This window comes from Aster yellows witches'-broom phytoplasma AYWB, from assembly GCF_000012225.1.
Lineage (GTDB): Bacteria > Bacillota_I > Bacilli_A > Acholeplasmatales > Acholeplasmataceae > Phytoplasma.
Genome location: NC_007716.1, coordinates 203,062 through 227,501, shown reverse-complemented (window position 1 = coordinate 227,501; position 24,440 = coordinate 203,062). Strand labels below are relative to the sequence as shown.

Here is a 24,440-nt window from a genome sequence, read left to right as displayed (position 1 = left end):
TTTGAAAAGATAGGAAATTATCACTTAATTTTAAGTTTTAAAGAATAATTTTAGATACAAACATTGTCTAAAAAAAAGAAACAGCGCACTTGTTCGATGTTGTTTCGGATTTCATCACGGCGTTGTTCGACGGATTTTATTTGGTTGAATAAATATTTTTCATTATCATTAAACGTATCATAATTTTTTTGTAATCTATTTTTTTCTTTTTCGGCGCGCTGGAGTATTTCGTTTAGATGTTTTATTTTAATTTCTAATAATCCTATTTGACTTTTTATTTCAGTGATTTGTTTAACTAATGCTATCTTTTCATCATAAAGGATATCTAATTTAGTGCGTAATTTTTGTTTTTCAGTTAAATCATTGGATTCCGCGATTTGTTTTTCTGTTAGTTTTATTTCTTTTTCTTTGTTGGCTAATGCTTCTTCTTTTTGTTTTAATTGTTCTTTTAAGGCATTAATGTTATTTTCAGTTTCTTGTTTTTGAGTTTTGATTTCGTTAATCTTTGTTTCTGTTTGGTTTATTAATTCTTTGATTTTTTCTTTTTGTTCTTGGGTTATTTTTTGTTCTTCATAGAGTGTTTTTAATTCGACCTCTACTTTGGTTAATTCTTGTTCCCAATTATCTTTTAGTCCTTGGTAATTGTTGATGAATTCATCGTACTTATCAATGGCTTTATCAATTTCTTGGACTAATTGGCCTGCGTATTTACTAGATGGTTCTTTTGGTTTATGAAAGAAACATAAGTAAATGAAACTTAAAATACCAATAATAATTAAAAAATAAGTTAAATAGCCTTTCCATGTATGGTTTTTGTATGTTGTTTGGTTGGTGGAAAGTTTTCTTTTAAAGAAAAGGACGATACCAAAGATGGTGGAAGCCATTAAAAAACCAAGTGAAATAAGATTTAAAGGTTAGATAAGTGTTAATTAAGTCTAAAGGTGTTTTCATAATTATTTACCTCCTTTCACTTTAATTTCTTGTTCGATAGTGTTTAAAATGGTGTCATCTTGTGAGATTATCATTTTGTAAGCCTGTTTTAAGTCTTCTTGATTGATTTCGTTTCTTCGTGTTTCGCCTTGTCCTCGGTTTTTAGCGAAGGTTGCTACTGTTGTTTTTAAGAGGTTTTCTAGAGTACGATTGGCTTTTTTAAATTGGTGGTTAACTGGTAACCTTTCTAAGGATTCATTGATAATATTGTATAAATATTTTTTCGCTTCTTCACTGTAAGGGTTTTTACGTTTGTTGATTAAGAATTCTAAAAAGGCTTTTCTTTCTTCTTTATTGCCTGGTTTAACTTCGATGTTATAAGTGAATCTTGATTTGATAGCTTCATCGATTTGGGCGATATGGTTTGTAGCGCCAATGATAAAGATAGGATGTTCAGGGTCATTTTCAAATGATGTCATTTCGGTTTTGAATTGGTTTACCACATTGGCGATTTCTGAACCAGCTTCTAACCCACTTAAATCAGTAAAGACGGTTTCACATTCATCTAAGAAAATAATAGCTCCTTTTCCTTTTTGAGCTTCTTCACGAACTGTCATAAATAAATCTTTTACTAGTTGAGGTGCAATTCCTTTATATTTTTGAGAAAAGATAGAACTACTTACTTCAAAGAAAGGGAGATTAGTTTCTTTGGCTAAGGTTCTGGCTAAGGTTGTTTTCCCAGTTCCTGGAATTCCATACATTAAAATGCCTAAGGGCGAATCAACCTCACCAATATTGGTGTAGTTTTCTTTATTGTTGAGGTAATCAATAAAACCTTCTACGGCTTGTTTTTCTTCTTTGAAACCGATTAATTGGTTGAAAGAAGGGAATTTTTGGTTGTTAGAAGGAGTAAATAATGATTCTTCTTGATTATTTAATTGTTGTAAATTAGTGTTTGTTTCTTCTTGTGATTCTTTATTTGTATTGGTAATTTGGTTTTGGATTATATCTTTGTTTTGTTGTAGTTTGTCTTTCATTTCTTGGAGATTTTTATTTTGGATTTCTAATTTATGTTGTTGGGTTTCGAGGTTTCTTTCGGTTTCTGTTAAAGTTTGATGATGAATCCAAACATAAGTACTTAAAAAATAAGACCATAGATGTTATGATGATTATGATTAAATTAGTTGAATTTTTATTTGATTTGTTTTTGATAGTCATCTTAGTTCCTTTCTCAATAAAAAAAGACCAATAATTAATTGGTCTTTTGATGTTTTATTATGCTAAATTAGAGATTTTATTTTCGATTGTTTGACTGCCGCTGCCATAAGCTTTTCCTTGGAAATCGACTAATTCATAATCTACAATTAATTCTAATTGAGGATTTTTATTAGTAATGATTTCTTTTTGTTCAATGCTAATTTGGATGTTAAGTTTTCCTAAGCTGTTTGAGTCTAAGATTATTTGTGGGCGTTTAGTATCATCGTAATCATTATTATCCACTTTTAAACCAATATTTAAATATTTTTCAGGATTGGTAAAAGTTTGAAGTGTATCATATTTAGTTGATATTTTCAAATATAAAGGAACATTAATATCCATTCCGTTGGAGTTTAGTGTCGCTTCGTGTTCGATCGTAATTAAGTGATTATATTTTTGTTCGTTTAAGTTTGGAATGGGAATTGGTAAAAGGGTTTTATCTTCATTATTGCCGCCTGTTCGTTCAATAGTGAAAAAAGGAAGATTGTTCATTAATTGAATTTTTTCTTTTCTTTGTTTAGAAAAGTAATTAGTTAAAGCGAAAATGGATGCGGTAGTGAAAAAGATAGCGATAATAATTGTGATAATAGTTAATATTTTATTTTTGTTTTTTATGTTTTTATTCATATTATTTAGTTCCTCCTGGGATGAGAAATTTAATCAATTCAAGAGAATTATTAATTCCTGTTGTTAAACAGTGAATTTTATTATCATAGTAAATAATAATGACTTGTAAAATAAAATGTAAAATGATCGTTATGTAAGCTATTTTTTTTAATAAATTGCGTTTTTTTATTGGGATAATAGTTATATTTTCTTGTTTGGGGTTAGTCATTGTTTTTATTTCTTGGTTTTGGTTTGTTTCGTGAGTATTGGGGTTTTGTTTTTTTCTTAATGATTTTATTCATATTTAATTTCTCCTTTGTTGGTTGATATTGGTTTATTCTAATGTTAAATCTTTTACTTTATCTTTAATGGTTTTAGATAATTTGAAAGAGACAACGGTTTTCGCAGGGATTTTGAGTTTTTTGCCTGTTTGGGGATTTCTACCAGTGTAGGCTTTACGAGTTTTTAAGATGAATTTACCTATTTTAGAGGATAAAATTACTTCTTCGTTGGAAGTAATGGATTCTATTAGGGTATGTTCGAATGAATGGTAAAATTCTTCTGTTTTTGAAATTGAGGTTTTATTTACCTCAGCTATTTTTTTAATTAATTCTTTTTTAGTCATTTTTAAGTTTCTTCTTTTTGTTTGGTTTATTATTTTTTTTAGTTTTAGGTTTTAATTTGCTGCGGTCTTTGAAGTAAGTACCGCGAGCGATTTCAGTCATGGCGTCACTCATATTATTTTTTATTCTCCTTTCTGGTTTTCTTTTGAAAAGTTAAGATGTTTAATATCAATGTTCTTTTATTTTAAAATGGTAAATTATCAGTTTGAGATTTATTATCTAAAAAGATGACTTTATGTGCGATCACTTTTGTATTTGTTTTCTTTTGACCTTCGTTGTTGGTATATTTTTGGATGGATAATGTTCCTTCGAGATAAATTTTCGATCCTTTATGTAAGTATTTATGAAAATTTTCAGCTTGGGTTCTAAAAAACTACACATGGAATATATTGAACTTTGTCTTTGGTTTGGTTAACAGCTAATTGAAAATCTATTTTTGGAATTTGTTCGTTATTGCTGTTAATGTATTGTTTTTCGAAGTCATGTGTAATTCGACCGATTAATTGAACGTTGTTTAACATAATTTTATTACTCTTTTCTTATTTTTTATTTTTTTAATAATTGGTAATAATGATTTCATGATTATTGTTTTTGTTTGTCAAATTATGGCTAGTACTAGATTTGATACTTTGGAAGTAATAATTTTTAAATAATGCTCTAATTTCGGGAGTATCATAATTGGTGTATAACCATTTAACTCCTCTTTTATCAGCTTTTTCGAGACAGTTGAATAATTTCACTTGTTCAGTAAAACCAAAAACTCCTTTGTAAAAAAATGATATAGTGATGTTTTTACCGTTGTAATAAGGTGGATCGATAAATACAAAATCATCTTTCTTGGCGTTGGCAATTATTTTTTGATAATCAGTACATAACAAGACATGTTTATTTTTGTGAAAATATTTTTGTAAGGAGAATAAATTATTTAAATTTAATAGGCTAGTTTTATATTTAGACTTATAACCAAAAGTTGTATATAAGGATGTATTATCTTTGTATCTTAAAATGCCACGAAAACAATATTTACTTAAAATAAAGAAAAGTGATGCTTTGGTTAATCTTTTTTTCTTTTTTTGTTAATAACAAATTATATTGTTTTAATAAGTTTTTAAAAGCTGTTTTTTGTTGTTTTTGTTGCGATTTGGGATATTGATAAATAAAGTTTTCAAAAGCTAATGTTTTATTATAAAAATCTGGGAGATTGTATAAAACGCTTTTCCATATTGTGATTAGTTGTGTGTCATTATCGTTTAAAACGGCTTTTTTAGGCATTAAGGATAAATATAAGGCGCCAGTTCCTAAAAAGGGTTCGTAATAATTTTTAAATTTTTTAGGAATTAAAAGTAAAAGATGTGGTAATAATTTCTTTTTACAACCAACCCAATTAATGAATTTGTGCATTTTTGTTCTCTTTAATACATAAATAAAATAAAAAAACGATATCCGAAATAAGACTAATAAATGTATTAGCTTTAACGCCTAATTGAAAATTAAAAGATAAAGTCATAATATTAGTGATAATAAAACCAATATAGGTTAAAGTTAAGATAGTTAAAATAATTTTAGGATTCAACTTCATTTATATTTCCTTTCTTAATAAAAAAAAGACCTTATTCGGGTCTTTTTATTTTTTTAATTTATTGATGGCGATGTTTTTAATATTTTCTACTTGTCTTAAGGTTAAATTTAGTATTTGGGTGATTTCTTGATTGGAATAACTCGGTTGATAAGTTTCATTAATATTTTCTAAAGGAACTCCAAAATTTAATCTAATGACGTTAAACTCCTTTTTATTTAGTTTAGTTTTTAGTTTTTTTAAAAATAGTTCATGATTTACTTGTTTTAACCATAATTGATGAGGGTTAAGGATTTGATAATGCCATGTGTGTGTTTTCTTCTTGAAAAGAAGGGTTATTGGTTTTATGAGTTTTTTGAGGAACGGAAGGTGAATGACTTTTTCTTATTAATTCTCTGATTTCTGATTTTATAGTTGGTTCCGCATAAGCGATAAAGTCATAACCTAAATCTTGGTAATTATTGAGAGCTTTGATTAATCCTAAAAACCCTTCTTGGTATAAATCTTGTTTTTGAAGTACGCATGGATAATATTTAAATTTAGAAACTAGTTTTTTTACTAAGGGCAAATGTAAATCGATTAATTGATTACGCATTTCTAAATTCTTTTTACTTTTTAAAAAATCTTTAAATAATTTTTCTCTTAACATTTGATTCCTTTCTAAAAATATTCTTAGAAAAGATAGGAAATTATTTTTTAGTCTTTAAAAAGAAAAAAAGACTAACTTAATAGTTAGCCTTAAAGAATTTTTAAAAAAGCAAAAAGTGTCTAAAGTTTTGGAACAGTTCACATCGACCGCGAACTAGCCAAAATCGATGCCGATCAAAAAGACTAAAAAAAGAAATTAGAAGAATACAATACACGTAATAATAAAGAAAATATAACACAAGAATTGAAAAGATAATCTAAAAATATAGAAATAGAAGAACAATCTATGAAACAAGAAATACAAACTGTTATTGACGAATACACTAAAATCACCGAAGAATTAGAACTCAAAAGACAACAAATAACCGACGAAATCAAAAATGAACAACCAAAAAATATTACAACAAGAACAACTAGAAATAAAACTAGAACCGATATTGACGAAGAAATAAAAACAATCAAAGAAGAACTAAAACAAATAAATCCTAACTATACAAGAGCCCAAAAAAAAAAATCAAACAGACAAATAAAAACAAAATCCCAGAAAAAATACCTATCCCAGCATAAAAAACAACTTTTTCTTTAATATTAATCAAATAAAGTTGTATAATATTATTAATTAATTTCTTTAAAAGATAATATCAATTATCACTATTATCGGAAAGGCTATGAAATAATGAACTTTTTTAAAAAATATTGGATCACTTATTTTAATTATTACCGTTTTAATTATTTCTTTTTATTATTGGATTTTTTGAAGGTCTTTACAAAACCAAACAAGAAAAAAACAAATATCAAATTATCATGAAGAATTAAATAACGAGCAAAAACCAAATCATCCACCAAGAACCAAACGCAAAATAGATACTCCTAAACAAAAAACAAATAACTAAAAAAGATTTTGAAAAAATAAAAACTTATGTTTTCTCTGAAAACAAAGATGTATTTTTAATATTAACTCTTTCTGAACAAGAAAAAACTGAAATTGAAAAAATAAAACAAGATTTAATTAATAATATGAAAGATAGCGAAAATGGCTTAAAGTCTCAAATAGACAAATATCAAAAAGAATGCGATGATTATAATACAAAAATAAGCAAACTTAACCCCCAAAATGAATTTGATAAAATAAAAATCAAATCTTTAACCGAGCAACTACAAGGTACTGAAAGATTAAAAAAAGATTTAATTGAAGGATTAAATAGATTGTTTACACAAGACAAACAATTCGTCCTATCCGACCTCAACTCTCTCTACGGAATCACCTCGGATGAGGAATAAATAAAAAAGGAGTTTAGATTTAATTTATGTTCAAATTAAAAAACCAATTTAAAATAATTTATCTTTTTTCAATAACTTTTATAAGTTTATTATTTATTTTTAATAATAAAGTAATGGCGATGGATGATTTAGTTAATGAAATAACTGAAGAAAATGAAATAATTCAAGAAAATGAAGAAGATATTATAAGTATTCAAAAATTTTGCAGCTTACACGAAATGGGACATGCGTTAGTAGCTTATGATTTAAGTCAAATAGATTCTGGCAACGATCTTATAAATCTTAAAACAATAGAATTAAAAGTAAATAATAAAGAAATTCAAAAAGATGGTGTAATCTTGAAAGAATTGATAGAAGGTGGCGTAGACTTTTCTTTTGATAGATCACAATTTGGTTATTTATTTTCACTAAATGTGTCTTTAGGAGGTCCTGAAGCAGAAAAAAGAATTAAAATGCCTATAGAAGAATTGAAATATAAAGGTCATGATGACGAAAAAGATATTCAAGATATAATTGAGTATATTATACAAAGAGATTGGTTTTCAGAATATTATTCCAAAACAAATAATATTGAAGAAACAAAACAAAATATTCGAAACTTTGCTCAAGAAAAAACTGAACAAATTATTGACAAATATGAAAGATTTTTATCACCATTAGCTGATGAATTATTAGAAAAAAAAATAATGACAAAAAAAGAATTTATAAAAACACTAAATAAATTAATCAATAAAGAAAGAATTTCTCAAACAACAATACAAAATGAAACAATTGATGAATTTGATGAATCACAATATAATGTCAAAACATCTGGTTGTAATTGTAATATTTTATAAAATAAATTCAAAAAAAATAAATATAATATAAAATTAATTAATAAAAAAATTGAATATATTTTAGCGCAAAACAACAATCCTTCCTCTACGAAATAACCTCAGAAGAGTGATAAAAAAATAAAAGGAGATTTAATAATTAATGTTTAAATCAAAAAACCAATTTAAAATAATTAGTATTTATTTATTTTTATTTATAAGTTTATTATTTATTATTAATATTAAATATTTGTATGCTTTACCTGGAATAACTTTAGAAACACAAAAGATCCGATTAGAAGAAAGAAAAAATGAATTAAAGTCACAAGAAATAGTACTATCTCAAGAACCAAGAAATAATGTAAATATTGAAAGATTATGTCATGTTAGAACGGAAATAGTTAAGATAAATATGGAAATATATATGATAATGCAACAGATTCAAATGCGAGACATCATACAATAAACCCCCAAACACAAGAAACCCAAAACATTCCAAGGCCAATCGAATAATTATAATAAAACATTAAATAATAATTTAAAGGAGATTTAATTAATGATTAAATTAAAAAACCAATTTAGAATAATTTATCTTTGTTTAATAATCTTTGTAGGATTTTTATTTATAATAAATAATCAAAAAGAACAACTGAAAACATATAAAACACTTTTAAAATCTTTAAATGATTAAAAAATTAAATTTTTTAATAACAAATCAAAGACCCTTTCGGGGTCTTTTTCTTTTACCCAAACAACAAAAATAACACGGATAAGCCATTAAACTAAACCCCAAAAGGAGGCAAACAAATCATGATTAAAATCAAATCCTTAAAAAAGTTTTTATAACCCTTTCTTTATTAATCACTATTTTATTCATTAATCCTATTTTCGCCCATAACTATTTTCACAAACAAACAAAATCTAAAATCAAACTCGCTGACTACCAAACCCTTCAACAAGAATGGTTAAACGTCGAACCAAAAATGAAAAGATACGACATCAACGTTCTTGATAAAGAAGATATCCCTAATATCTTAAAATATTACGATATTTCAGCATCCGTTTATAACTATATACCACCTTCATATAATTTGTATAACGACCCAAAGATACATTGGTACCTCAAAAATCCATCAAAAGACCTTTTAGGAATTTATTTTAAGCCACGTACGAACCCTTTTAAAATAGAATATCCTTATGGTGATTATAATTACACCTTAGAAGATCTCATAAAATACAAAATCGCCATTGTGAAGAAGCTTTTATCTTTTGGGATGCCAAACAAAAACCTAACAAAGATAAACCTAATATAAAAATTAATAGTATCAATATCTTCGTCGGTCAAAATAAAGAAGAAATAATTAATCAACAACAACATTATCAAAAAACCCAAACTCATCAAATTAGGATGTTGCAACATCACACCTAATACTGGTTTAGTGGCACCTTTACCATCAAGAACTTTCCATGAAATTGATATTGACGCCATTTATTTTGATGATGGGATTCGTATCATTAAACCTCAACAAGAAAATATCGAAGACCTCTTAAAACTTTCCAATGGCGCTAAAAAAATCTATCTTTTTGTTTTTGTATCTTGACAAGTAATCCACATTAATCTCCCAGACTCTCTTAACCCCTACAAAGACATCCGAGATTGGAAAAGAGCCAACAATTTATATGCTTATGAAGGAGAATATAACAGAGAATCTAAAAGTGGCAATAATCCTATAACTATTATCGAACCCACTTATAAAGAAATTAATATTTCATATGCTATTAATTTATTAGAAAATACTTTTGAAAATGAAGATAAAATATATCGGATTACTTGTCAAGATACAAAACCAAAAAGAGATATTTTAATGGAATATCAAAAAGATTATATTGCATGGTTAAACCAATGTTATATCAAATATGGATGTACCTACCAAGGAGAAACAATTAGAAACAAATTAAGTTGTTCATCTAAAACACTTTATGATGAAAACGGTAATACACATTATTATAAATATGAAGAAGGTTTGTTTTCTGATAATTGGTATATCGATGGCAAAGATTGTTGTTCTGGTGGTGATCGTTGGCAAACAAGAACTTATTATCAATTTTTAGAAACAACCCGACCACCTAAAAAACCAGATATCCTCGATTCTTAATTAAAATATCATCCAAAGACCCTTCACAAGGGTCTTTTTTATTACCCAATACTTAAAAAAGAAAGGAAATATTAAAATATGTTTATTAAAAATATCTTATCATCTTTATCCATCAACATAATTATCTTTATTTTTTTAATCCCTTTAATTTTTATTAATTATTTAATCAAATTCTATCTTTTTACTTATCAATTAAGCATCCAAAGGTTAAAGGAAAGGTATCGTAGTTAGATTTTATCAATATCTAACCACTATTAAAACTAATAATCATGTGGAACCTAATTAATACTTGGTTAACAAAATTAAATAATTGGTTTGCTGCTATAAGTAATTATTTTTTAATAATCAAAACCAATGGCTTAATTTAGCTTTATTAACCATTATTTATTATTCCTACCTCATCTCTTATGTTTAATTGATTTTCTTTTTAAATTTTTACATTATATTAATTAAATTTATTTATTATTTAGGCCAATATATCATCTCATTATTTAAGAAAGAAAAATAACCATGCAAATTACATTATCCCAACGTACCAAAGAATGGTACCAACATCGAAAAAAATATATTAACACTTCCGAAATCGGTAGTATCACAGGTAATGATAAATTTAGAATCTTAAATCAACTAGTCTATGACAAAATCTTTGTTACTACTTTCACAAGCAAAAAATAACCGAACACAGAAACAAAACCGAACCTTTGGCTAGAACTTTCTTTGAAAAAACCACCCAATTAATTTATCCTGATACCATCTTTACAGATGACAAATAAAAAATGTTTTCCGCTTCCTTAGATGGTTATAATGAAAAAACCAACACTCTCTTAGAAATTAAATGTCCTTATGTGGATGAAAACAATAACATCTCCTCCACTTGGAATGGCTTCTTTTCCCACCAAGAAGTCCCTTTAAACTATGGGGCCCAAGTCCAATGTCAACTCTATTGTAGTCAAGCTCAATTCGCTTATTTCTTAGTTTATTTCCGCGATACTAATTATCATTTGGTTCGTATTTATCAAGACAATAACTTCATTAATCAAATGATTACAGATAGTAAAAAATATTTAGAATTGCTACATAATGCCAAACAAAAATTATTTTAAACAACTTATTTAAAACGATTAAGTAAATTTAAATAATAATTAAAACCCTAAGGCCTTCAAAATTGAAGGTCTTTTTTTATGCCCAAGTTTCAATTCAAAGAAAAAAATGTAATTAATTATCTTTGAAGGTCTAGATGGCAGCGGCAAAACGACTTTAATTCAAAAAGTTAGAAAAAAAGGCCACGAGTTAATTACTCTACAAGGTTTAGGTAGTTCCTCCATCGACCAACCTCTTCGTGATATCTTTTTAACTAATTCCCAATTAAAACCATTAACTAGATATATTCTTAGTTTCGCCAATTTGGTTCAAATTCAAGAAGAAATAATTAAAATATATTTAAACACTAACAAGATTATTTTAATCGATCGTTGGTTAGGTTATAATTTTGCTTATCAAACTTATCCCCACAATATTGATAAAAATTATCAGTTCTTTAATTTACTTAATAAACAATTTATTAAGCCTGCACTGTTACGTTTTTTTAGACAAATTTTGTCTTTAAAATTGTTCTTTAAGACTTAAAATTAAGTAGATAATTTCATATCTTTTCAAACTAAGGAATTATTTTTTTAAAATTTCAAAAAGTTTCTAAAACTTTTAATAATTCATTAGTTTGAAAAGATATTTTTTTGTCATATTTTATATTTACACTATATAGTTAGGTAAAAAAAGTTAAAAAAGTGGTAAGAAAATGAAATTATAATTATTTTTTTACGTAATTATGTTATTTTGATTAAAAAATACGCAAAAAGTAACCTTTTTCAAGGTTGAAAATTTGAAATAAAAAATTATTATCTAAAATTTTGACAATATTGAGAAGGTGATGAATAATTTAATTTAGCTAAAATCCATTGATTGTTCCAAAATTTGGCGAAATAATTGATTATTTTTTTAACTTTTTCAGGTGATTTTTGAAATAAAAAAGGATGTTGATGTTGTAAGATAGTTTTCATTTGGCCGAAAAAGTTTTCAATTACAGTGAGGTGTTCCAAAAGTTTAGACACTTTTTACTTTTTAAAAATTCTTTAAGGCTAACTATTAAGTTAGTCTTTTTTTGTTTCAAGACTGAAAAATAATTTCATATCTTTTCTAAAAAAATGTTTTTAGAGAGGAATTGAATGTTAAGACAAAAATTATTTAAAGATTTTTTAAAAAATAAAAAGAATTTAGAAATTCGTAATCAATTAATCGAACTTCATTTGCCTTTAGTAAAAAAACTAGCTTATCATTTTAAATATTACCCTAAAGTTTTAACTAAGGAGGATTTATATCAAGAAGGGATTTTAGGATTAATCAAAGCTCTAAATAATTACCAAGATTTAGGTTATGACTTTGTTACTTATGCAACTCCAAAAATAAAATTTGCAATCAATGAACTAATAAGAAAAAGCCATTCACCTTCAATTCCCCAAAAAACAACCAAACCAAACAATATCAGTTTTAAAGAAGAACAATACAAACAACCTAATTGGGATAAAATCCTTAATCCGCATCAATTATGGCTAAAACAAGTAAAACATGAATTATTAATAAAAAAACTAAAAACTAAACTAAGTAAAAATGAATTCAATGTTATTTGTTTAAATTTTGGTATCTCATTAGAAAACAACAACAAACCTAATCAACAACCCCTATCCAATCATGCAATCGCCCAAAAACTAAATTTAACTTTAAAACAAATAGAAAACTTAAAAAAAGACGCCATCAAAAAACTAAACCCAAATTATAAAAATAAGGAGAAATAAAATGTTAAATAAAGTCCAATTAATCGGTAATATCTCCCATAACCTAGAAAAACAATATATCAATAGCAACAACGAACAAATCCCAAAAATAGATTTCAATTTAGCAATTAACAACAAGGATAAAGTGCAATACATCCCTTGTGTAGTGTTTCGTAATCAAGCTGAAAACATGAGTACATATTTAAAAAAAGGTTCAAAAATATATGCAGAAGGCGCATTATTAATCCAAAAATATACCACCAACGAAGGTAAAACACGAACCACCACCAAAGTAATTATCCAAAACGTCATCTTTTTAGACAACAAATCCAAATAATATTAATACAATTAAGTCCCCAAAAGGGACTTTTTTTATAAACCAAAAGGAGAAAAAAATATGAATAAAAAAGAATTAATTAAATCAATAGCTGAGGTAAATAAAACCTCAATAACCCAAACCGAAGAGTTTTACAATTCATTTGAGAATGCTCTAATTAAAGCAATTACATCAAATGAAGAAGTAGTTTTATCCTCTAAAATTGGCAAATTCATCTTAAAAACTAGAAAAGCCCACATAACACCCGAAACTAAATTCATCATCAATAAACAAACAGGAAAAAAAACAGTCAAAAGAACTGGTAAAAATTTAAAAATACCTGCAAAAACGGTTGTTAGTTTTAAAATGTCAAAACCAATCAAAGACGAAGTCAAAAAACTTCAATTAAAATAAAAGGAGAAATAACATGAGCGACGCAATGACTGAAGCATACCGAGGAACTTACTTTAAAGACCGTTCAACTGCCAAAACTCCCAAAGGTAAATGGATAAATTTACATCATTTACATAAAACCTTTAAAAATAAAAAGAAATTATCTAAAAACAAATGAATAAAATTTATAAAAAATTATTAAGAAAGTAGGAAATAATGTGGATTTTTTCAATATTTGTAATAATTAGCAATTTTTTATTAAATTACACTAAAGGATTTAACACTGCTGAAATCATGGAAAGAAGATTGGATGGAATCCAAACAACTCTATTTACAATATTAATAGTTACTGGTTTTAAACCTATTTTTAAATTAATTAAAAAACCAATTGTTTTTATCAAAAATAAGTTCCTTGGTCTCTTTTCCCCCAAAAGAAAACTAAGAAATTTAGAAAATAAATCATCCAAACAAGAACATCAAGAACAATTATTACTCCAAAAACTAGAACAAATAAAGACTTCGCAAGAAGAAATATTATCTCAAATAGAACAACAAAAACATAAAGTAGCCATTTGGCAATTTAAAAAAGAAAGAAAAAGATTGTTAAAATCTCAAAAAAACCACACACCAATCGGAAAGGAAAATCAAAATGACTGATTCAAATTTTACTATTGGTTTTGTATCGGGGGCATTATTTGTTACTGGTTTATGTTTTGTATTTAAATATCTCTTTTTCAGTTTTCTTCAACTTTTCAATCCCAACGATACTTACCCAATTAAAAGAAAAACAAAAGAAAATGAAACCCCAAATTCAAACAATCAAAAAAATATAAAAGATTTAAAAAAGGATATCGATGAAAAATTTTCAAACCAACAAGAATATAAGGAAAATACCCCATTAGAAACCTTAATAAATCAAGAAAATAATTAAAAAAGAAAGGAAAATTAATTCAAATGAAAATTAAAAAAAACCCAAAAAATATTATTAATAAAAGATATTTTTTCAATCTCTTTTTACTTTTAACAATGATAATTGCAACTACAGGAGGAATTGGTTATTATTTTTTTAAAAATCTAAAAAAACCTGTTTATGAAATTATTGTCAACAAAAACACTATATTTCAAACCAATAATAATGATTGTTTTGATGATTATAATGACAAAATTAAACAATTAAATGAAGAAATAACTATTAAAAATGAAGAATTAAAAGAGCCTAGTTTATCTCCTCAAGAAAAACAAGTAATAGAACAAATCGTCAAATTAAAAACCCAACAAAAAAAAGAATTACAAATTGATTTATTCTTAAAAAAATTCTTAAAAAAATCTGAAGAAGAAATTTTAGAAATTGATAATAAAATCAAAACAACAAATCAATTAGAAGAAAAACATTCGCTTACAGAAACAAAATTACTTAAAGAAAAAGAAATTATTAAATATCAAAAATTATTAAAAGATAAAGAATTAAATATTGTTAATATTACACAATTAGACCAAAAATTAGTGCAATCTGATTTAAATAGTGCAACTAAAACTGCTTTAGAAAACCAAAAAACACAAAATCAAAACAACATAAAAAACATTAATGAACAAATAACTAAAAAAGTGAATCTCATTAATTTAAAAACAAAAAAGAATGTCATTGAACAAGAATTACAAGACCCTCAAATTTCTTCTGAATTAAAACAATATTTAATTAAATATAAAGAAAATACCGAAAAACAAATAACTAATTTAGAAACCCAATAAAACAAATGATTACATTAACACTTATTGAAAAAATCTTTATTTGTTTTCTTTGTGTTTTAATCGGATTTGGATTTGCAAATATTATTTATCAACCTCCAAAATATGACTTTATCCAACCTGTCAATTCAACAGACAAAAACAATGTTTTTTTGTCTGTTGAACAATCATCAAATAAAAATACGGAATTAAAAAAAATTAATTCTGCTTTTAAACTCTCATCTAAAGAAATAGATAATTATTTTTATGATAAAATCATCCCCATAAAAGAAAAAGAAATAGATAATATGAAATGTTATAATGTTCATTTAGGCGAAAACAGCAATATCAAAGACGCCTTAGGATGGCTTCATTATCATTTTCCTAATAAAAATTTTAAAAGTAATTTTAGTTATGCTCTTTACAATAATAATTCTTTAAATAATGAAATTGATTTTCAATACCGCATTAAAGAACCTCCTCCTAAAGATTTTTTATTAGCTTATTTTGATGGAGGAACCAGAGATGGAAAAAATAATCTTTATAATTTAGATACTTTAACTCAAATGGGTAACGGCGCTTCTGATTTGTATTTTTTTTGGAGTAATAACAGACCTTATATACCAGAATCAACTTCTTTTACTCCCGAAAATTATCATTTAGAAATAATATATGATAAAGGAACTAATTATGGTGGTCCTAGTTATTTAGCAATAGATAAAATCATTATTAAAGATATTCAAAAAGATAAAATTGTAGCTGTTTACCCAATTAATCAAAAAATTGAAGAACCTTTTTACATTCATAATTATGATTTTGTCTTAAAATTGCCTTTTTATAATTATATTCAAGAAGGAATGTGTGGTCGAATAGTCATATTAAATCTTTAAAAAAAATTGATTTATATGAAAAACGTTCTGGACAAAATCGTACTTTATATTATGATGTTGAATAAAAAAAATAAAAGAAAGGAACTAATATGAAATTAAAACAAATTTATTTAAATTTGTTAGTTGTATGTGGTTTTGCCATTTTAGGTTTATGGATTTATGGATTTTATCTAAAAAAATATAACAATAATAATTTATTTCAAAATAATCATCCTTCAACCGAACAAAACAAATCTTTTGAAGAAATATCAAAATATCTCGAAGAGTTAAAAAAAACTAACGAAGCTCAAATTAACGAAAATAACCAAAGAAATCAACAAATAGAACAATTAACTCAACAAATTAAATTAAATTTAGAGTTAATAAGTGATTTCAATATTGAACTTAAAAAATTAACAACCACCAAAGAAGATAAAGAAAACAACCTCCAAAATAAAGACTTAAAAGAAGAAGAAAAACCCCAATTACAACAAGAATTAGTAACTTTAAACGAAAAAATACAAGAAATTAACGACAAAAAAGAACCAATTCATAAACAAACTTTGGAATTAATAGAACAAAAAAAACAATTATTAACTACAAAATCAAAATCTCAAGAACAAATTAAAACAACCACTTCTCAAATTATCAAAACTAGCAATAATTTATTTATTACCAAAAAACTTCAAACTTTACAAGAAGTGATGTCTTTGAATTACGCTAATAAGAATATCATTAAAGACTTAATGATTCAAAACAAAGACAATACTGAAGAATTCCAAAAATTAAAAAGTTATGATTTGTTCTTAGATGGTCAATTAATACATTTTGATAAACAAATTAAACAATTGCAAGAAGAAATCAAATCTTTACAAAACAATAATTCTTATCAACCCAAAAACCAAAAAATTATGTTTTCTGATATATACGGCATGAAACAAGAAAAAGAAGAATTAGAAGATTTAATTGAATATTTTCAAGATAATGGTTCCGATATGGTTAATTTTGATAAATTAATCCCTAGAGGATATTTACTATATGGACCCCCAGGAACAGGAAAAAGTTTTTTAATTAAAGCTTTATGTAATGAATTAGGTATACACTATATTGAATTAGAGCCATCAAGATTTGATAAGACTTACGTTGGTGAAGGTAATGAAGAATTAGAGAAAATATGGCAAGAAGCGGAATCACACGAAAAAACCATTATCTTTATTGATGAAATTAGTGGACTAGCTAATCGCGAAGATAATCAATCTAACAAAACAAGCATCAACATTGTTAATAATTTATTAACTAAATTAGATGGATTCAAAAGAAGTGATAAAAAAATTGTCTTAATGGGAGCTACCAATCATTTAGATAAAATTGATAGTGCTTTAAGAAGTAGATTTAGCAAAGAAATTAAAATTGATTTATTAAAAGATGATGAAATTGAAGGATTTTTAAAATTTTTGGTAGGTGATTATCAAATTAGTTATCACACTTATCTTTATTTAAAAGAAATCGCTAACAAATGTAAAGGCAAAAATTATTCTACTAGAAATTTAAAAGAAAAAATAATTGATAGCGCTTATATTAAAGCCAAAAAACACAAACGTAAAAACCCCAACCACGAAGTCATGTTGCCTTCAGACCTAGATGAAGCTATTAACACTTTCCAAAACGTTAAAATTTCTGACACTGAAAAAAAAGCTAGAAGAAAAGAATGCGAAGACCAATATGTAGAATGGAAGCAAGGATTATTAAAATACTTAACTCCCTCTAAAGATAATACTCAAGTAAACAGAAAATACACCTTCTACGGGTTAAACGGACTAGGCAAAGGGAAACACACAGAATACGAACCAACTGACCTACCTTTTTACATCAAAGACCTTTATCCTTTCGACAAATGGAAGAAACCCCTTTTCGACCACCATCGCTCTGATTTCGGTTTTTTCCACACAAACAACAAATACAAAGACTCACAATTTTACCCTCATAGTCCTATTAAAGACTCATCAAATCACTATATTTACATCAACTACGAAGGCCCCAAATACCTGCTAGAAGAAGATAAAGACTTTTTCATGGATGAAGTTCGATATCCCACAAACAAAGAAGACCAAGATGGACATACAATCTTAAATGTTTGCTATCTTCACTTCAACCCAGCCAAACAATACCTCACCCTTTATACTAAGAAATTTAACACTAAAGAAAATATAAATAAATAAAATAAGGAGAACTTGAAAAATGAAACAACAAGCCAAACAAAAAGCAATTTTTCCATTTATTCTGATGTTATTTTCTATCATTATAATATTAGGTATTTGTTATTATAACATTAATTCTAATATCAATAAAGTCGATGCTTTTTTAACTGATTTCCAAAAAGAAACGAAACAAGATTTTAAAGATATAAATAAAAATTTAAACCAAACTCAAACCGAATTAATTAATAAAATAAATAATGAAAATAAAGAAATAATGAATAAATTAAATGAAATCAACAAAGAAAGCGAGTAAAATCATATGGCTAAAAAAATAATTATCACAAAAAAATCCCAACCAAAACCACCAAATAAACCCAATGTAAAAAAACCCAAAACAAAATCCCTTATTAAACAACCACCATCAAAAAAACTAACCAAAATACCTATAAAAAAATCAAAAATAATTCAACCTCAAATAAAAACAATTACAAAATCACCTATAATCAAAAAACCTCCAAAACAAATTACCAAAAACAATCCAAAACCCCCAAAAATAATTGTTGAAACCCAACAAAAGCAAGATAATTGGTTTGTAAAAATAATCAAAAAAATCACAAAACCAATCCTTACTTTATTACTAATCACACTAATTGGAGGGGCAATATGGTTAATAATTTCTAAATTCTTCCCTGAATCAGCAGCTAAAATTGGACCAATGGCTAAAGCTGCTTGGGAAAAAACCAAAGATTTGGCTCATTATATAAATGAACGCGGTAAGAATTTTTTAGAATGGTTAGGATTTCCTTTGAAACTAATTACTTACATATTTAATAGTATTATTATTGCATTTGGCCTCATTTTGGGGTTATTTTGTCTTGGAATTCCTGTTATAGGACCTTTTTTAGGTGTAACAATATTAATTGCAACAGCTATTTATACAGGAATAATTTGGTATTTTAACGAACCAACCCCCAAAGCCAAAACTCCACCCCCAAATTTAGTAGAAGTTTATGATTTAGATGCTATCAAAGCAGCAGAAGAAACAAAACTAAAAAAAGATTTAACAGAATATGCAACAAAACTTTCTCAAGAAGGAAAAACCCCAAAAGAAATTGAACAAAAAATTAATGAAAGAATAGAAAAAACCAAAGAATTAAAAAAAAAACAACTGAATTAAGGGATTCTAAACAAACCCCTCAACAACCAATCCAAAAACAAAAAGAAAAAAATACAAAAAGTTTATTGAATCCTGAACTTCAACAACAAATAGAAAAAATAATTCAACAAGAAAGAGAAAAACAAAAGATTTTAGAAACCGAAAAGGGATATTTAAACATTAACCTTCAAGCTCAACAACTAGAAAAATTATCCCTTGAAGGAAAAATAATTGAATTACAATCTCAACTTAAAACTAAAGAAACAACACTCCAACAAACTAAAGATTTATCCGATGAAGAAAAAAATAAATTACAATCAGAAATCGAAGTAATAAAAAATAATATTACAAACCAGAATGAATTAATAGTAAAAAAAGACAACGAGTTGATTTTATCAAAAGAAAAAATAACAACTTTAGAAAAACAATTAGCTTCAAATATTAAAGATGTAAATCAATTAAAAATTGAAATTGAACAAAAACAAATAGAATTAGAAAACAAAGAACAAAAATTAATAGACCAGAAAAACTTATCAACAAACGAAATCAAACAATTAAATGTTGAAATTAATAATTTAAGAAGCAACATTGAACAAAGTCAAATCAATTATCAAGCTCAATTATTACTTAAAGAAGAAGAAATCAAACAATTAAAACAAAATGAAGATAAACTAAAACAACAATTAACCCAAAAACAAGAAGAAACCACAAACTTAAGAGAACAACATTTAAAAACTTTGGAAGAAATCCAAAAACAAATTGCAAATTACAAAAACATGGTTTCTGAACTTGAACAAGAAACCCAAAAACTAAAAGAACAAATTGCAAAAAACAATGAAAATACTAAACAATTACAAGAAAAATTATTAACTAAACAAACACAAATCAATAAAATTAACCAAGAATTAGTTAGTCTTTCAAATCAACAAATTTCTTTACAACAAGAATTAAATAATTTAACACAACTTTTTGATGAATGGGAAAATAACTGTGAAATTAAAGCTAATGAAATAGCATCAAACCTAGATTTAAAAAATGTCAAAAGAGTTATTGACCAAACAATATATTATTCTACCGAGCCTTTTACAGTTGAATTAAAACCATTCAATCCTAACCAACCCCAAAAAAAAGAAAATAAACAAACAATAAATAGCTTAGAAATAAAAATTAACAACGTCAAGTATTACTATATTCAATTTGATTTTCACTCTAATTTTTTCTACATAAAAGACAAAGACCTAAATGTAATACACCGAATATACAATACTACACAAAGTCCAACAGATTGGATGTTTCAATTTAGTCATAATGTAAGCGAAACTCCACCACCAACAAAAATCAATAATTATAAATCCATATTAGAACAAAAAACTAATGATTTATCTGAAATTAAACAACAATTAACCAAAAAACAACAAGAATTAAATAAATATCAACAAGAATGCACTGATTTAATTACCAACCAAAAACCTGATGACACTCTAAAACAAGAACTAAACAATAAAGAAACCTACATCAAAACATTAAAAAATGAAATGCAACAACTAGAAACAAAAGAAAAAGGTTTTAGAAGTGAAATTGATACTTTGAAATTAGAAAACAAAAACCTCAAAGAAAAGTATACTAACAATTTAAACAAAATCAAACAAGAACTAAACACATCTAAAATCGAAAACGAAAAACTTGAAAAAGAAATGAAAGAAATACAAGATGAATTAGTTAAAAACAATAATGCTGATGAAGTTTTGGTTAAACAATTAAACACAAAACAATCACAAATAAAAGAGTTAAAAGGTAAAATTAAAACCTTAGAAACCAATGAAACTCAATTACAAACAATCATCAAACAAAAAGACGAAGAAATAACTCAACTACAACAAAATATTCAACAACAATCACAAGAAATCAAAAGATTAACAATTCAATTAGAACAACAAATTAATCTTTTCGCTGAACAAGGTAAAAAGATTTTACAATTAGAAGGAACAATTAAAGGGTTAGAATCAGCCAATAGTGGATTAGGTGAAACCAACAAAGAATTACAACATGAAATTGATAAATTAAAAAATGAATTAGAATTAGCAAAAAAATCCCACAAAACAATGAAAGAAAAATTAGATAAAGAGATTGTTGAATTAAACAACAAAAACCAAGACTTAACCACCGACAAAGAAAAACTAGAATTACAAAATAAAGATTGGCAAGCTAAATCCGACATCACCCAAACAACAACTACGATAGGCGCCTTAGGTGGACCCGTAGGCATGGTTGTAGGTGCTGCTACTGGTGTGGTTGTAAATGAAGTAATAGACGCATGGAAAGCTCTAAAACGTTGGTGGTAACAATAATGCAATTTTCTTTGCATTATTGTTTTTTGTTTATGTTAAAATAATTATAAGTCAAGCTAAGTTAATAAAAAAAGGAAGTATTTTTAATATGGAATTATTTCATAAATTAATCATTATAGGATTTTTGCTCTTTCTTTTTGTTGTTACAATCCCCTTGTGTATGTATTTTTATCAAACTCAACAAAATAAAAAAAGAATTACAAAAATCAATTTAAAATCAACAATATTTTTTTATTATATTAAATTATTTTTGGGTGCGTTGGTAATCGGAATAATTTCTTTCATTTGGTATATGAAAGTCAAAACAAACAATCAAAGTGATTCACATACAATTAAAACCTCCCAAACAGAAACTTACGATGAATGGTTTGAAACAGAAAGTAAAAGTGGTAGAGATGAAAAGGGAGAGTATAAATATATACCCTCATACAGAATTGATTATAGTGAAGAAAATAAAGAAAAACTAAAAACTATGAAAGCAAGTGAAATAATACTTGAAGAAGTTAAAGAAGATGGTTCCAAGGTTAAAATCCAAGGAACACCGATGATTAAAAGAAAATACACCTTCTATGGTATCGCTGGCTTAGGACGCGGACACCACCAAGAATACGAACCAACTGACCTACCTTTTTACATCAAAGACCTTTATCCTTTCGACAAATGGAAGAAACCCCTTTTCGACCACCATCGCTCTGATTTCGGTTTTTTCCACACAAACAACAAATACAAAGACTCACAATTTTACCCTCATAGTCCTATTAAAGACTCATCAAATCACTATATTTACATCAACTACGAAGGCCCCAAATACCTGCTAGAAGAAGATAAAGACTTTTTCATGGATGAAGTTCGATATCCCACAAACAAAGAAGACCAAGATGGACATACAATCTTAAATGTTTGCTATCTTCACTTCAACCCAGTAAAAAAATACCTCACCCTTTATACTAAGAAATTTAACATTAAACCACCAGAACAAAACCCTAAATCAAGATCAAGAAGTATTTAAAAACACAATTAATAAAAATCCTAATACCCTTTAAACGCATTATTTTGCCCCTTAATGACGTTTAAAATAATTATTTGAATATTATATCAAACTATATTTTTAAAACGTTTTAAAGGCCAATATTTTGATTTAAAAAATTAAGCAAAATAAATCTTAATTAAGACTCTCATCATGAGAGTCTTTTTTTATACCCAATTTTAAAAAGGAGCATCAAAATGCAAATAACTAATCTAAACCAAAGAACATCACAATGGTACCAACATCGACAAAAATACATTAATGCATCAGAAATAGGTAGCATCACTGGAAATGATAAATTCAGAACCTTAGAACAATTAGTTCATGATAAAATATTCGGCACAACTTTCACAAGCAATAAATACACTGAACACGGCAATAAAACTGAACCACTAGCACGCAGTTTCTTTGAAAAAACAACTAAATTAAACTTCCCTGATACAATCTTTACGGATGATGAAGTCAAAATGTTTTCTGCATCACTTGATGGATATAATTCTAAAACCAACACTTTGTTAGAAATCAAATGCCCTTATGTTGATGAAAACAACAACATCTCCCCCACTTGGAATGGTTTCTTTTCCTACCAAAAAGTCCCTTTAAACTATTGGGCCCAAGTCCAATGCCAACTCTATTGTAGTCAAGCTAATTTTGCTTACTTTTTAGTTTATTTCAATAACACAAATTATCATGTAGTTCGCATTTACCAAGACAATAACTTCATTAATAAAATGATTGCAGATGGTAAAAAATATTTAGAATTGCTACACAAAGCAAAACAAGAATTATCACAAACAACTTATTTAAAAAAATTAAAAAAAATAAATTTTAATTAAGACTCTCATCACGAGAGTCTATTTTTTATACCCAAATTTTTAAAAAGGAGCATAAAATGAAATTAATTATCTTCGAAGGACTTGACGGTAGCGGAAAAACAAGTCTAATAAAAAGCGTTCAACAAGAATTACAAAAACAAGGTAATGAAGTGGTGGTGATTCGCGGATTAGGAAGTTCTACAATCGGGAATTCTATACGTGAAACGTTTTTAACCCACAATAATTTACATAATTTAACTAGATATTTTTTAAGTTTTGCCAACATGATTCAAACCCAAGAAGAATGTATCAAACACCAATTAAAAACAAACAAAATCATTTTAGTTGACCGTTGGTTAGGTTCTAATTTTGCCTATCGTGTATATCCTTCAAAAATTGACAAAAATTATCACATTTTTAACAATTTGAGTAAAAAATTCATCAAACCTGATATCACTATTTATCTAAAAATTCATCCTCAATTAGGTTTGGAACGCAAAATAAATCAAAAGAATCATCAATTAGATGTGATTGAAACTAGTTCCTTAACTTATTTTCAACAAGTAGAAAAGGGATATTTTGAATTTTTGAAAAAACAAAACATAGGAACTAAAATTATTTTAAACAATATGAATGATAAAGATGCTAAATTTAATCAACAATACATTATCAAAAAAATAGGAGAAATAAAGAATGGCAATAATAATTAAGAAAAAATGTCAAAACGGCAATTTATATATCCATTATAGCAACGGCAAAATCAAAACTATTAAAAAAGATGGAACTATTCAATGGCGTACCAAAAAAATTAAATTTAAAACCCTAAAAAGACTCTAATTAAGAGTCTTTTTTTTATTTAGAAAGGAATTTGCTTAC

At 26.3% G+C, this 24,440-nt stretch carries 29 protein-coding genes and 5 pseudogenes; 26 read left to right on the top strand and 8 right to left on the bottom strand.

The features are described from left to right. Nucleotides 1-50: 50 nt before the first annotated feature. From AYWB_RS01005 to AYWB_RS03875, 7 genes and pseudogenes are all read right to left on the bottom strand, one after another. On the bottom strand, nt 51-884 hold the full coding sequence (locus AYWB_RS01005; protein ID WP_011412496.1) for a hypothetical protein: 834 nt from the start codon (nt 882-884) through the stop codon (nt 51-53). 69 nt (nt 885-953) lie between these two features. Continuing rightward, nucleotides 954-1,967, bottom strand: a complete 1,014-nt coding sequence (locus AYWB_RS03880) for an AAA family ATPase (protein WP_011412495.1) — start codon at nt 1,965-1,967, stop codon at nt 954-956. A 238-nt stretch (nt 1,968-2,205) separates the two neighbouring features. After that, nucleotides 2,206-2,814: a hypothetical protein gene (locus tag AYWB_RS00995; protein WP_011412494.1), complete on the bottom strand. Its 609-nt coding sequence runs from the start codon at nt 2,812-2,814 to the stop codon at nt 2,206-2,208. 313 nt (nt 2,815-3,127) lie between these two features. Continuing rightward, nucleotides 3,128-3,418, bottom strand: a complete 291-nt coding sequence (locus AYWB_RS00985) for an HU family DNA-binding protein (RefSeq protein ID WP_011412492.1) — start codon at nt 3,416-3,418, stop codon at nt 3,128-3,130. 182 nt (nt 3,419-3,600) lie between these two features. Then, nucleotides 3,601-3,937 (bottom strand): annotated as a pseudogene (locus AYWB_RS00980) (single-stranded DNA-binding protein). Nucleotides 3,938-3,970: 33 nt separating this feature from the next. Further along, nucleotides 3,971-4,817: pseudogene (locus AYWB_RS04025) on the bottom strand (DNA adenine methylase). Nucleotides 4,818-5,040: 223 nt separating this feature from the next. Further along, nucleotides 5,041-5,641: pseudogene (locus AYWB_RS03875) on the bottom strand (sigma-70 family RNA polymerase sigma factor). A 285-nt stretch (nt 5,642-5,926) separates the two neighbouring features. On the opposite strand from AYWB_RS03875, the gene AYWB_RS00955 reads away from it, so the two are divergent. The 10 genes and pseudogenes from AYWB_RS00955 (at nt 5,927) to AYWB_RS03585 (ending at nt 11,515) form a co-directional block, all read left to right on the top strand. Beyond that, entirely contained in the window at nt 5,927-6,226 is a 300-nt protein-coding gene (locus AYWB_RS00955; RefSeq protein WP_011412487.1) for a hypothetical protein, read from the top strand. 431 nt (nt 6,227-6,657) lie between these two features. Further along, complete coding sequence (locus AYWB_RS04205; RefSeq protein ID WP_011412486.1) at nt 6,658-6,921, top strand: hypothetical protein; 264 nt, start codon at nt 6,658-6,660, stop codon at nt 6,919-6,921. A gap of 26 nt (nt 6,922-6,947) precedes the next feature. After that, on the top strand, nt 6,948-7,757 hold the full coding sequence (locus AYWB_RS00945; protein WP_011412485.1) for an SVM family protein: 810 nt from the start codon (nt 6,948-6,950) through the stop codon (nt 7,755-7,757). Nucleotides 7,758-7,896: 139 nt separating this feature from the next. Beyond that, nucleotides 7,897-8,199 carry an SVM family protein gene (locus AYWB_RS00940; protein ID WP_011412484.1) on the top strand — a complete coding sequence of 101 codons (303 nt, stop codon included), beginning with the start codon at nt 7,897-7,899 and terminating at the stop codon, nt 8,197-8,199. A gap of 90 nt (nt 8,200-8,289) precedes the next feature. Continuing rightward, on the top strand, nt 8,290-8,424 hold the full coding sequence (locus AYWB_RS03600; protein ID WP_083755007.1) for an SVM family protein: 135 nt from the start codon (nt 8,290-8,292) through the stop codon (nt 8,422-8,424). A 292-nt stretch (nt 8,425-8,716) separates the two neighbouring features. Next, the gene (locus tag AYWB_RS04435; protein WP_011412483.1) at nt 8,717-9,046 is read left to right on the top strand and encodes a hypothetical protein; all 330 of its coding nucleotides are present in this window, start codon (nt 8,717-8,719) and stop codon (nt 9,044-9,046) included. A 126-nt stretch (nt 9,047-9,172) separates the two neighbouring features. Further along, entirely contained in the window at nt 9,173-9,334 is a 162-nt protein-coding gene (locus AYWB_RS04430; protein WP_011412482.1) for a hypothetical protein, read from the top strand. A 264-nt stretch (nt 9,335-9,598) separates the two neighbouring features. Beyond that, nucleotides 9,599-9,889: a hypothetical protein gene (locus AYWB_RS04425; RefSeq protein ID WP_011412481.1), complete on the top strand. Its 291-nt coding sequence runs from the start codon at nt 9,599-9,601 to the stop codon at nt 9,887-9,889. 510 nt (nt 9,890-10,399) lie between these two features. Beyond that, a pseudogene (locus AYWB_RS03870) lies at nt 10,400-10,992 on the top strand (lambda-exonuclease family protein). A gap of 115 nt (nt 10,993-11,107) precedes the next feature. Beyond that, the gene (locus AYWB_RS03585; RefSeq protein WP_308495558.1) at nt 11,108-11,515 is read left to right on the top strand and encodes a dTMP kinase; all 408 of its coding nucleotides are present in this window, start codon (nt 11,108-11,110) and stop codon (nt 11,513-11,515) included. 269 nt (nt 11,516-11,784) lie between these two features. On the opposite strand, the pseudogene AYWB_RS00920 reads toward AYWB_RS03585, so the two are convergent. Beyond that, nucleotides 11,785-11,970, bottom strand: a pseudogene (locus AYWB_RS00920) (IS3 family transposase); the annotation flags it as partial. Nucleotides 11,971-12,111: 141 nt separating this feature from the next. Between AYWB_RS00920 and AYWB_RS00915 the strand changes: the two are divergent. The 16 genes from AYWB_RS00915 to AYWB_RS04010 all read left to right on the top strand — a co-directional run bounded on the left by AYWB_RS00915 (nt 12,112) and on the right by AYWB_RS04010 (nt 24,401). Continuing rightward, nucleotides 12,112-12,738 (top strand): sigma-70 family RNA polymerase sigma factor, encoded by a 627-nt coding sequence (locus tag AYWB_RS00915; RefSeq protein WP_011412476.1) that lies wholly within the window; start codon nt 12,112-12,114, stop codon nt 12,736-12,738. Between the two features lies 1 nt (nt 12,739). Next, on the top strand, nt 12,740-13,054 hold the full coding sequence (locus AYWB_RS00910; RefSeq protein WP_011412475.1) for a single-stranded DNA-binding protein: 315 nt from the start codon (nt 12,740-12,742) through the stop codon (nt 13,052-13,054). 60 nt (nt 13,055-13,114) lie between these two features. Next, nucleotides 13,115-13,447: an HU family DNA-binding protein gene (locus AYWB_RS00905; protein ID WP_011412474.1), complete on the top strand. Its 333-nt coding sequence runs from the start codon at nt 13,115-13,117 to the stop codon at nt 13,445-13,447. Between the two features lie 13 nt (nt 13,448-13,460). Next, nucleotides 13,461-13,604: a hypothetical protein gene (locus tag AYWB_RS04020; RefSeq protein WP_187321645.1), complete on the top strand. Its 144-nt coding sequence runs from the start codon at nt 13,461-13,463 to the stop codon at nt 13,602-13,604. A gap of 38 nt (nt 13,605-13,642) precedes the next feature. Beyond that, complete coding sequence (locus tag AYWB_RS00900; RefSeq protein WP_011412473.1) at nt 13,643-14,083, top strand: hypothetical protein; 441 nt, start codon at nt 13,643-13,645, stop codon at nt 14,081-14,083. Then, nucleotides 14,076-14,357, top strand: coding sequence for a hypothetical protein (locus tag AYWB_RS00895; protein WP_011412472.1), 282 nt, complete (start codon nt 14,076-14,078; stop codon nt 14,355-14,357). Before AYWB_RS00900 ends, AYWB_RS00895 begins: the two co-directional genes overlap by 8 nt. Nucleotides 14,358-14,380: 23 nt before the next feature. Then, nucleotides 14,381-15,175, top strand: a complete 795-nt coding sequence (locus AYWB_RS00890) for a hypothetical protein (protein WP_011412471.1) — start codon at nt 14,381-14,383, stop codon at nt 15,173-15,175. A gap of 5 nt (nt 15,176-15,180) precedes the next feature. Beyond that, nucleotides 15,181-16,041 carry a hypothetical protein gene (locus tag AYWB_RS00885; protein ID WP_011412470.1) on the top strand — a complete coding sequence of 287 codons (861 nt, stop codon included), beginning with the start codon at nt 15,181-15,183 and terminating at the stop codon, nt 16,039-16,041. A gap of 89 nt (nt 16,042-16,130) precedes the next feature. Further along, complete coding sequence (locus AYWB_RS00880; protein ID WP_011412469.1) at nt 16,131-18,239, top strand: AAA family ATPase; 2,109 nt, start codon at nt 16,131-16,133, stop codon at nt 18,237-18,239. A 19-nt stretch (nt 18,240-18,258) separates the two neighbouring features. Then, the gene (locus AYWB_RS00875; protein WP_011412468.1) at nt 18,259-18,531 is read left to right on the top strand and encodes a hypothetical protein; all 273 of its coding nucleotides are present in this window, start codon (nt 18,259-18,261) and stop codon (nt 18,529-18,531) included. A 6-nt stretch (nt 18,532-18,537) separates the two neighbouring features. Then, nucleotides 18,538-19,395, top strand: coding sequence for a hypothetical protein (locus AYWB_RS00870; protein ID WP_011412467.1), 858 nt, complete (start codon nt 18,538-18,540; stop codon nt 19,393-19,395). Between the two features lie 65 nt (nt 19,396-19,460). Next, entirely contained in the window at nt 19,461-21,716 is a 2,256-nt protein-coding gene (locus AYWB_RS00865) for a hypothetical protein (protein ID WP_011412466.1), read from the top strand. A gap of 94 nt (nt 21,717-21,810) precedes the next feature. After that, entirely contained in the window at nt 21,811-22,731 is a 921-nt protein-coding gene (locus AYWB_RS04015) for a hypothetical protein (RefSeq protein WP_041639806.1), read from the top strand. Nucleotides 22,732-22,946: 215 nt separating this feature from the next. Beyond that, complete coding sequence (locus AYWB_RS00855) at nt 22,947-23,585, top strand: YqaJ viral recombinase family protein (RefSeq protein WP_011412464.1); 639 nt, start codon at nt 22,947-22,949, stop codon at nt 23,583-23,585. A gap of 56 nt (nt 23,586-23,641) precedes the next feature. After that, the gene (gene tmk / locus AYWB_RS00850) at nt 23,642-24,274 is read left to right on the top strand and encodes a dTMP kinase (RefSeq protein WP_011412463.1); all 633 of its coding nucleotides are present in this window, start codon (nt 23,642-23,644) and stop codon (nt 24,272-24,274) included. Beyond that, nucleotides 24,258-24,401 carry a hypothetical protein gene (locus AYWB_RS04010; RefSeq protein ID WP_187321648.1) on the top strand — a complete coding sequence of 48 codons (144 nt, stop codon included), beginning with the start codon at nt 24,258-24,260 and terminating at the stop codon, nt 24,399-24,401. Before tmk ends, AYWB_RS04010 begins: the two co-directional genes overlap by 17 nt. The last annotated feature ends 39 nt before the right edge of the window (nt 24,402-24,440 follow it).

What these genes read in the sequence shown, in the direction of transcription:
- AYWB_RS04010 (WP_187321648.1), top strand. Translation starts at nt 24,258, where the DNA reads ATGGCAATAATAATTAAGAAAAAATGTCAAAACGGCAATTTATATATC.
- AYWB_RS04425 (WP_011412481.1), top strand. Translation starts at nt 9,599, where the DNA reads ATGGAATATCAAAAAGATTATATTGCATGGTTAAACCAATGTTATATC.
- AYWB_RS00855 (WP_011412464.1), top strand. Translation starts at nt 22,947, where the DNA reads ATGCAAATAACTAATCTAAACCAAAGAACATCACAATGGTACCAACAT.
- AYWB_RS00885 (WP_011412470.1), top strand. Translation starts at nt 15,181, where the DNA reads ATGATTACATTAACACTTATTGAAAAAATCTTTATTTGTTTTCTTTGT.
- AYWB_RS04020 (WP_187321645.1), top strand. Translation starts at nt 13,461, where the DNA reads ATGAGCGACGCAATGACTGAAGCATACCGAGGAACTTACTTTAAAGAC.
- AYWB_RS00940 (WP_011412484.1), top strand. Translation starts at nt 7,897, where the DNA reads ATGTTTAAATCAAAAAACCAATTTAAAATAATTAGTATTTATTTATTT.
- AYWB_RS00890 (WP_011412471.1), top strand. Translation starts at nt 14,381, where the DNA reads ATGAAAATTAAAAAAAACCCAAAAAATATTATTAATAAAAGATATTTT.
- AYWB_RS00905 (WP_011412474.1), top strand. Translation starts at nt 13,115, where the DNA reads ATGAATAAAAAAGAATTAATTAAATCAATAGCTGAGGTAAATAAAACC.
- AYWB_RS00895 (WP_011412472.1), top strand. Translation starts at nt 14,076, where the DNA reads ATGACTGATTCAAATTTTACTATTGGTTTTGTATCGGGGGCATTATTT.
- AYWB_RS04015 (WP_041639806.1), top strand. Translation starts at nt 21,811, where the DNA reads ATGGAATTATTTCATAAATTAATCATTATAGGATTTTTGCTCTTTCTT.
- AYWB_RS00995 (WP_011412494.1), bottom strand. Translation starts at nt 2,814, where the DNA reads ATGAATAAAAACATAAAAAACAAAAATAAAATATTAACTATTATCACA.
- AYWB_RS00875 (WP_011412468.1), top strand. Translation starts at nt 18,259, where the DNA reads ATGAAACAACAAGCCAAACAAAAAGCAATTTTTCCATTTATTCTGATG.
- AYWB_RS04205 (WP_011412486.1), top strand. Translation starts at nt 6,658, where the DNA reads ATGAAAGATAGCGAAAATGGCTTAAAGTCTCAAATAGACAAATATCAA.
- AYWB_RS00955 (WP_011412487.1), top strand. Translation starts at nt 5,927, where the DNA reads ATGAAACAAGAAATACAAACTGTTATTGACGAATACACTAAAATCACC.
- AYWB_RS03880 (WP_011412495.1), bottom strand. Translation starts at nt 1,967, where the DNA reads ATGAAAGACAAACTACAACAAAACAAAGATATAATCCAAAACCAAATT.
- AYWB_RS00985 (WP_011412492.1), bottom strand. Translation starts at nt 3,418, where the DNA reads ATGACTAAAAAAGAATTAATTAAAAAAATAGCTGAGGTAAATAAAACC.
- tmk (WP_011412463.1), top strand. Translation starts at nt 23,642, where the DNA reads ATGAAATTAATTATCTTCGAAGGACTTGACGGTAGCGGAAAAACAAGT.
- AYWB_RS00880 (WP_011412469.1), top strand. Translation starts at nt 16,131, where the DNA reads ATGAAATTAAAACAAATTTATTTAAATTTGTTAGTTGTATGTGGTTTT.
- AYWB_RS04435 (WP_011412483.1), top strand. Translation starts at nt 8,717, where the DNA reads ATGAAAAGATACGACATCAACGTTCTTGATAAAGAAGATATCCCTAAT.
- AYWB_RS00900 (WP_011412473.1), top strand. Translation starts at nt 13,643, where the DNA reads ATGTGGATTTTTTCAATATTTGTAATAATTAGCAATTTTTTATTAAAT.
- AYWB_RS03600 (WP_083755007.1), top strand. Translation starts at nt 8,290, where the DNA reads ATGATTAAATTAAAAAACCAATTTAGAATAATTTATCTTTGTTTAATA.
- AYWB_RS00870 (WP_011412467.1), top strand. Translation starts at nt 18,538, where the DNA reads ATGGCTAAAAAAATAATTATCACAAAAAAATCCCAACCAAAACCACCA.
- AYWB_RS00910 (WP_011412475.1), top strand. Translation starts at nt 12,740, where the DNA reads ATGTTAAATAAAGTCCAATTAATCGGTAATATCTCCCATAACCTAGAA.
- AYWB_RS00945 (WP_011412485.1), top strand. Translation starts at nt 6,948, where the DNA reads ATGTTCAAATTAAAAAACCAATTTAAAATAATTTATCTTTTTTCAATA.
- AYWB_RS00915 (WP_011412476.1), top strand. Translation starts at nt 12,112, where the DNA reads ATGTTAAGACAAAAATTATTTAAAGATTTTTTAAAAAATAAAAAGAAT.
- AYWB_RS01005 (WP_011412496.1), bottom strand. Translation starts at nt 884, where the DNA reads ATGGCTTCCACCATCTTTGGTATCGTCCTTTTCTTTAAAAGAAAACTT.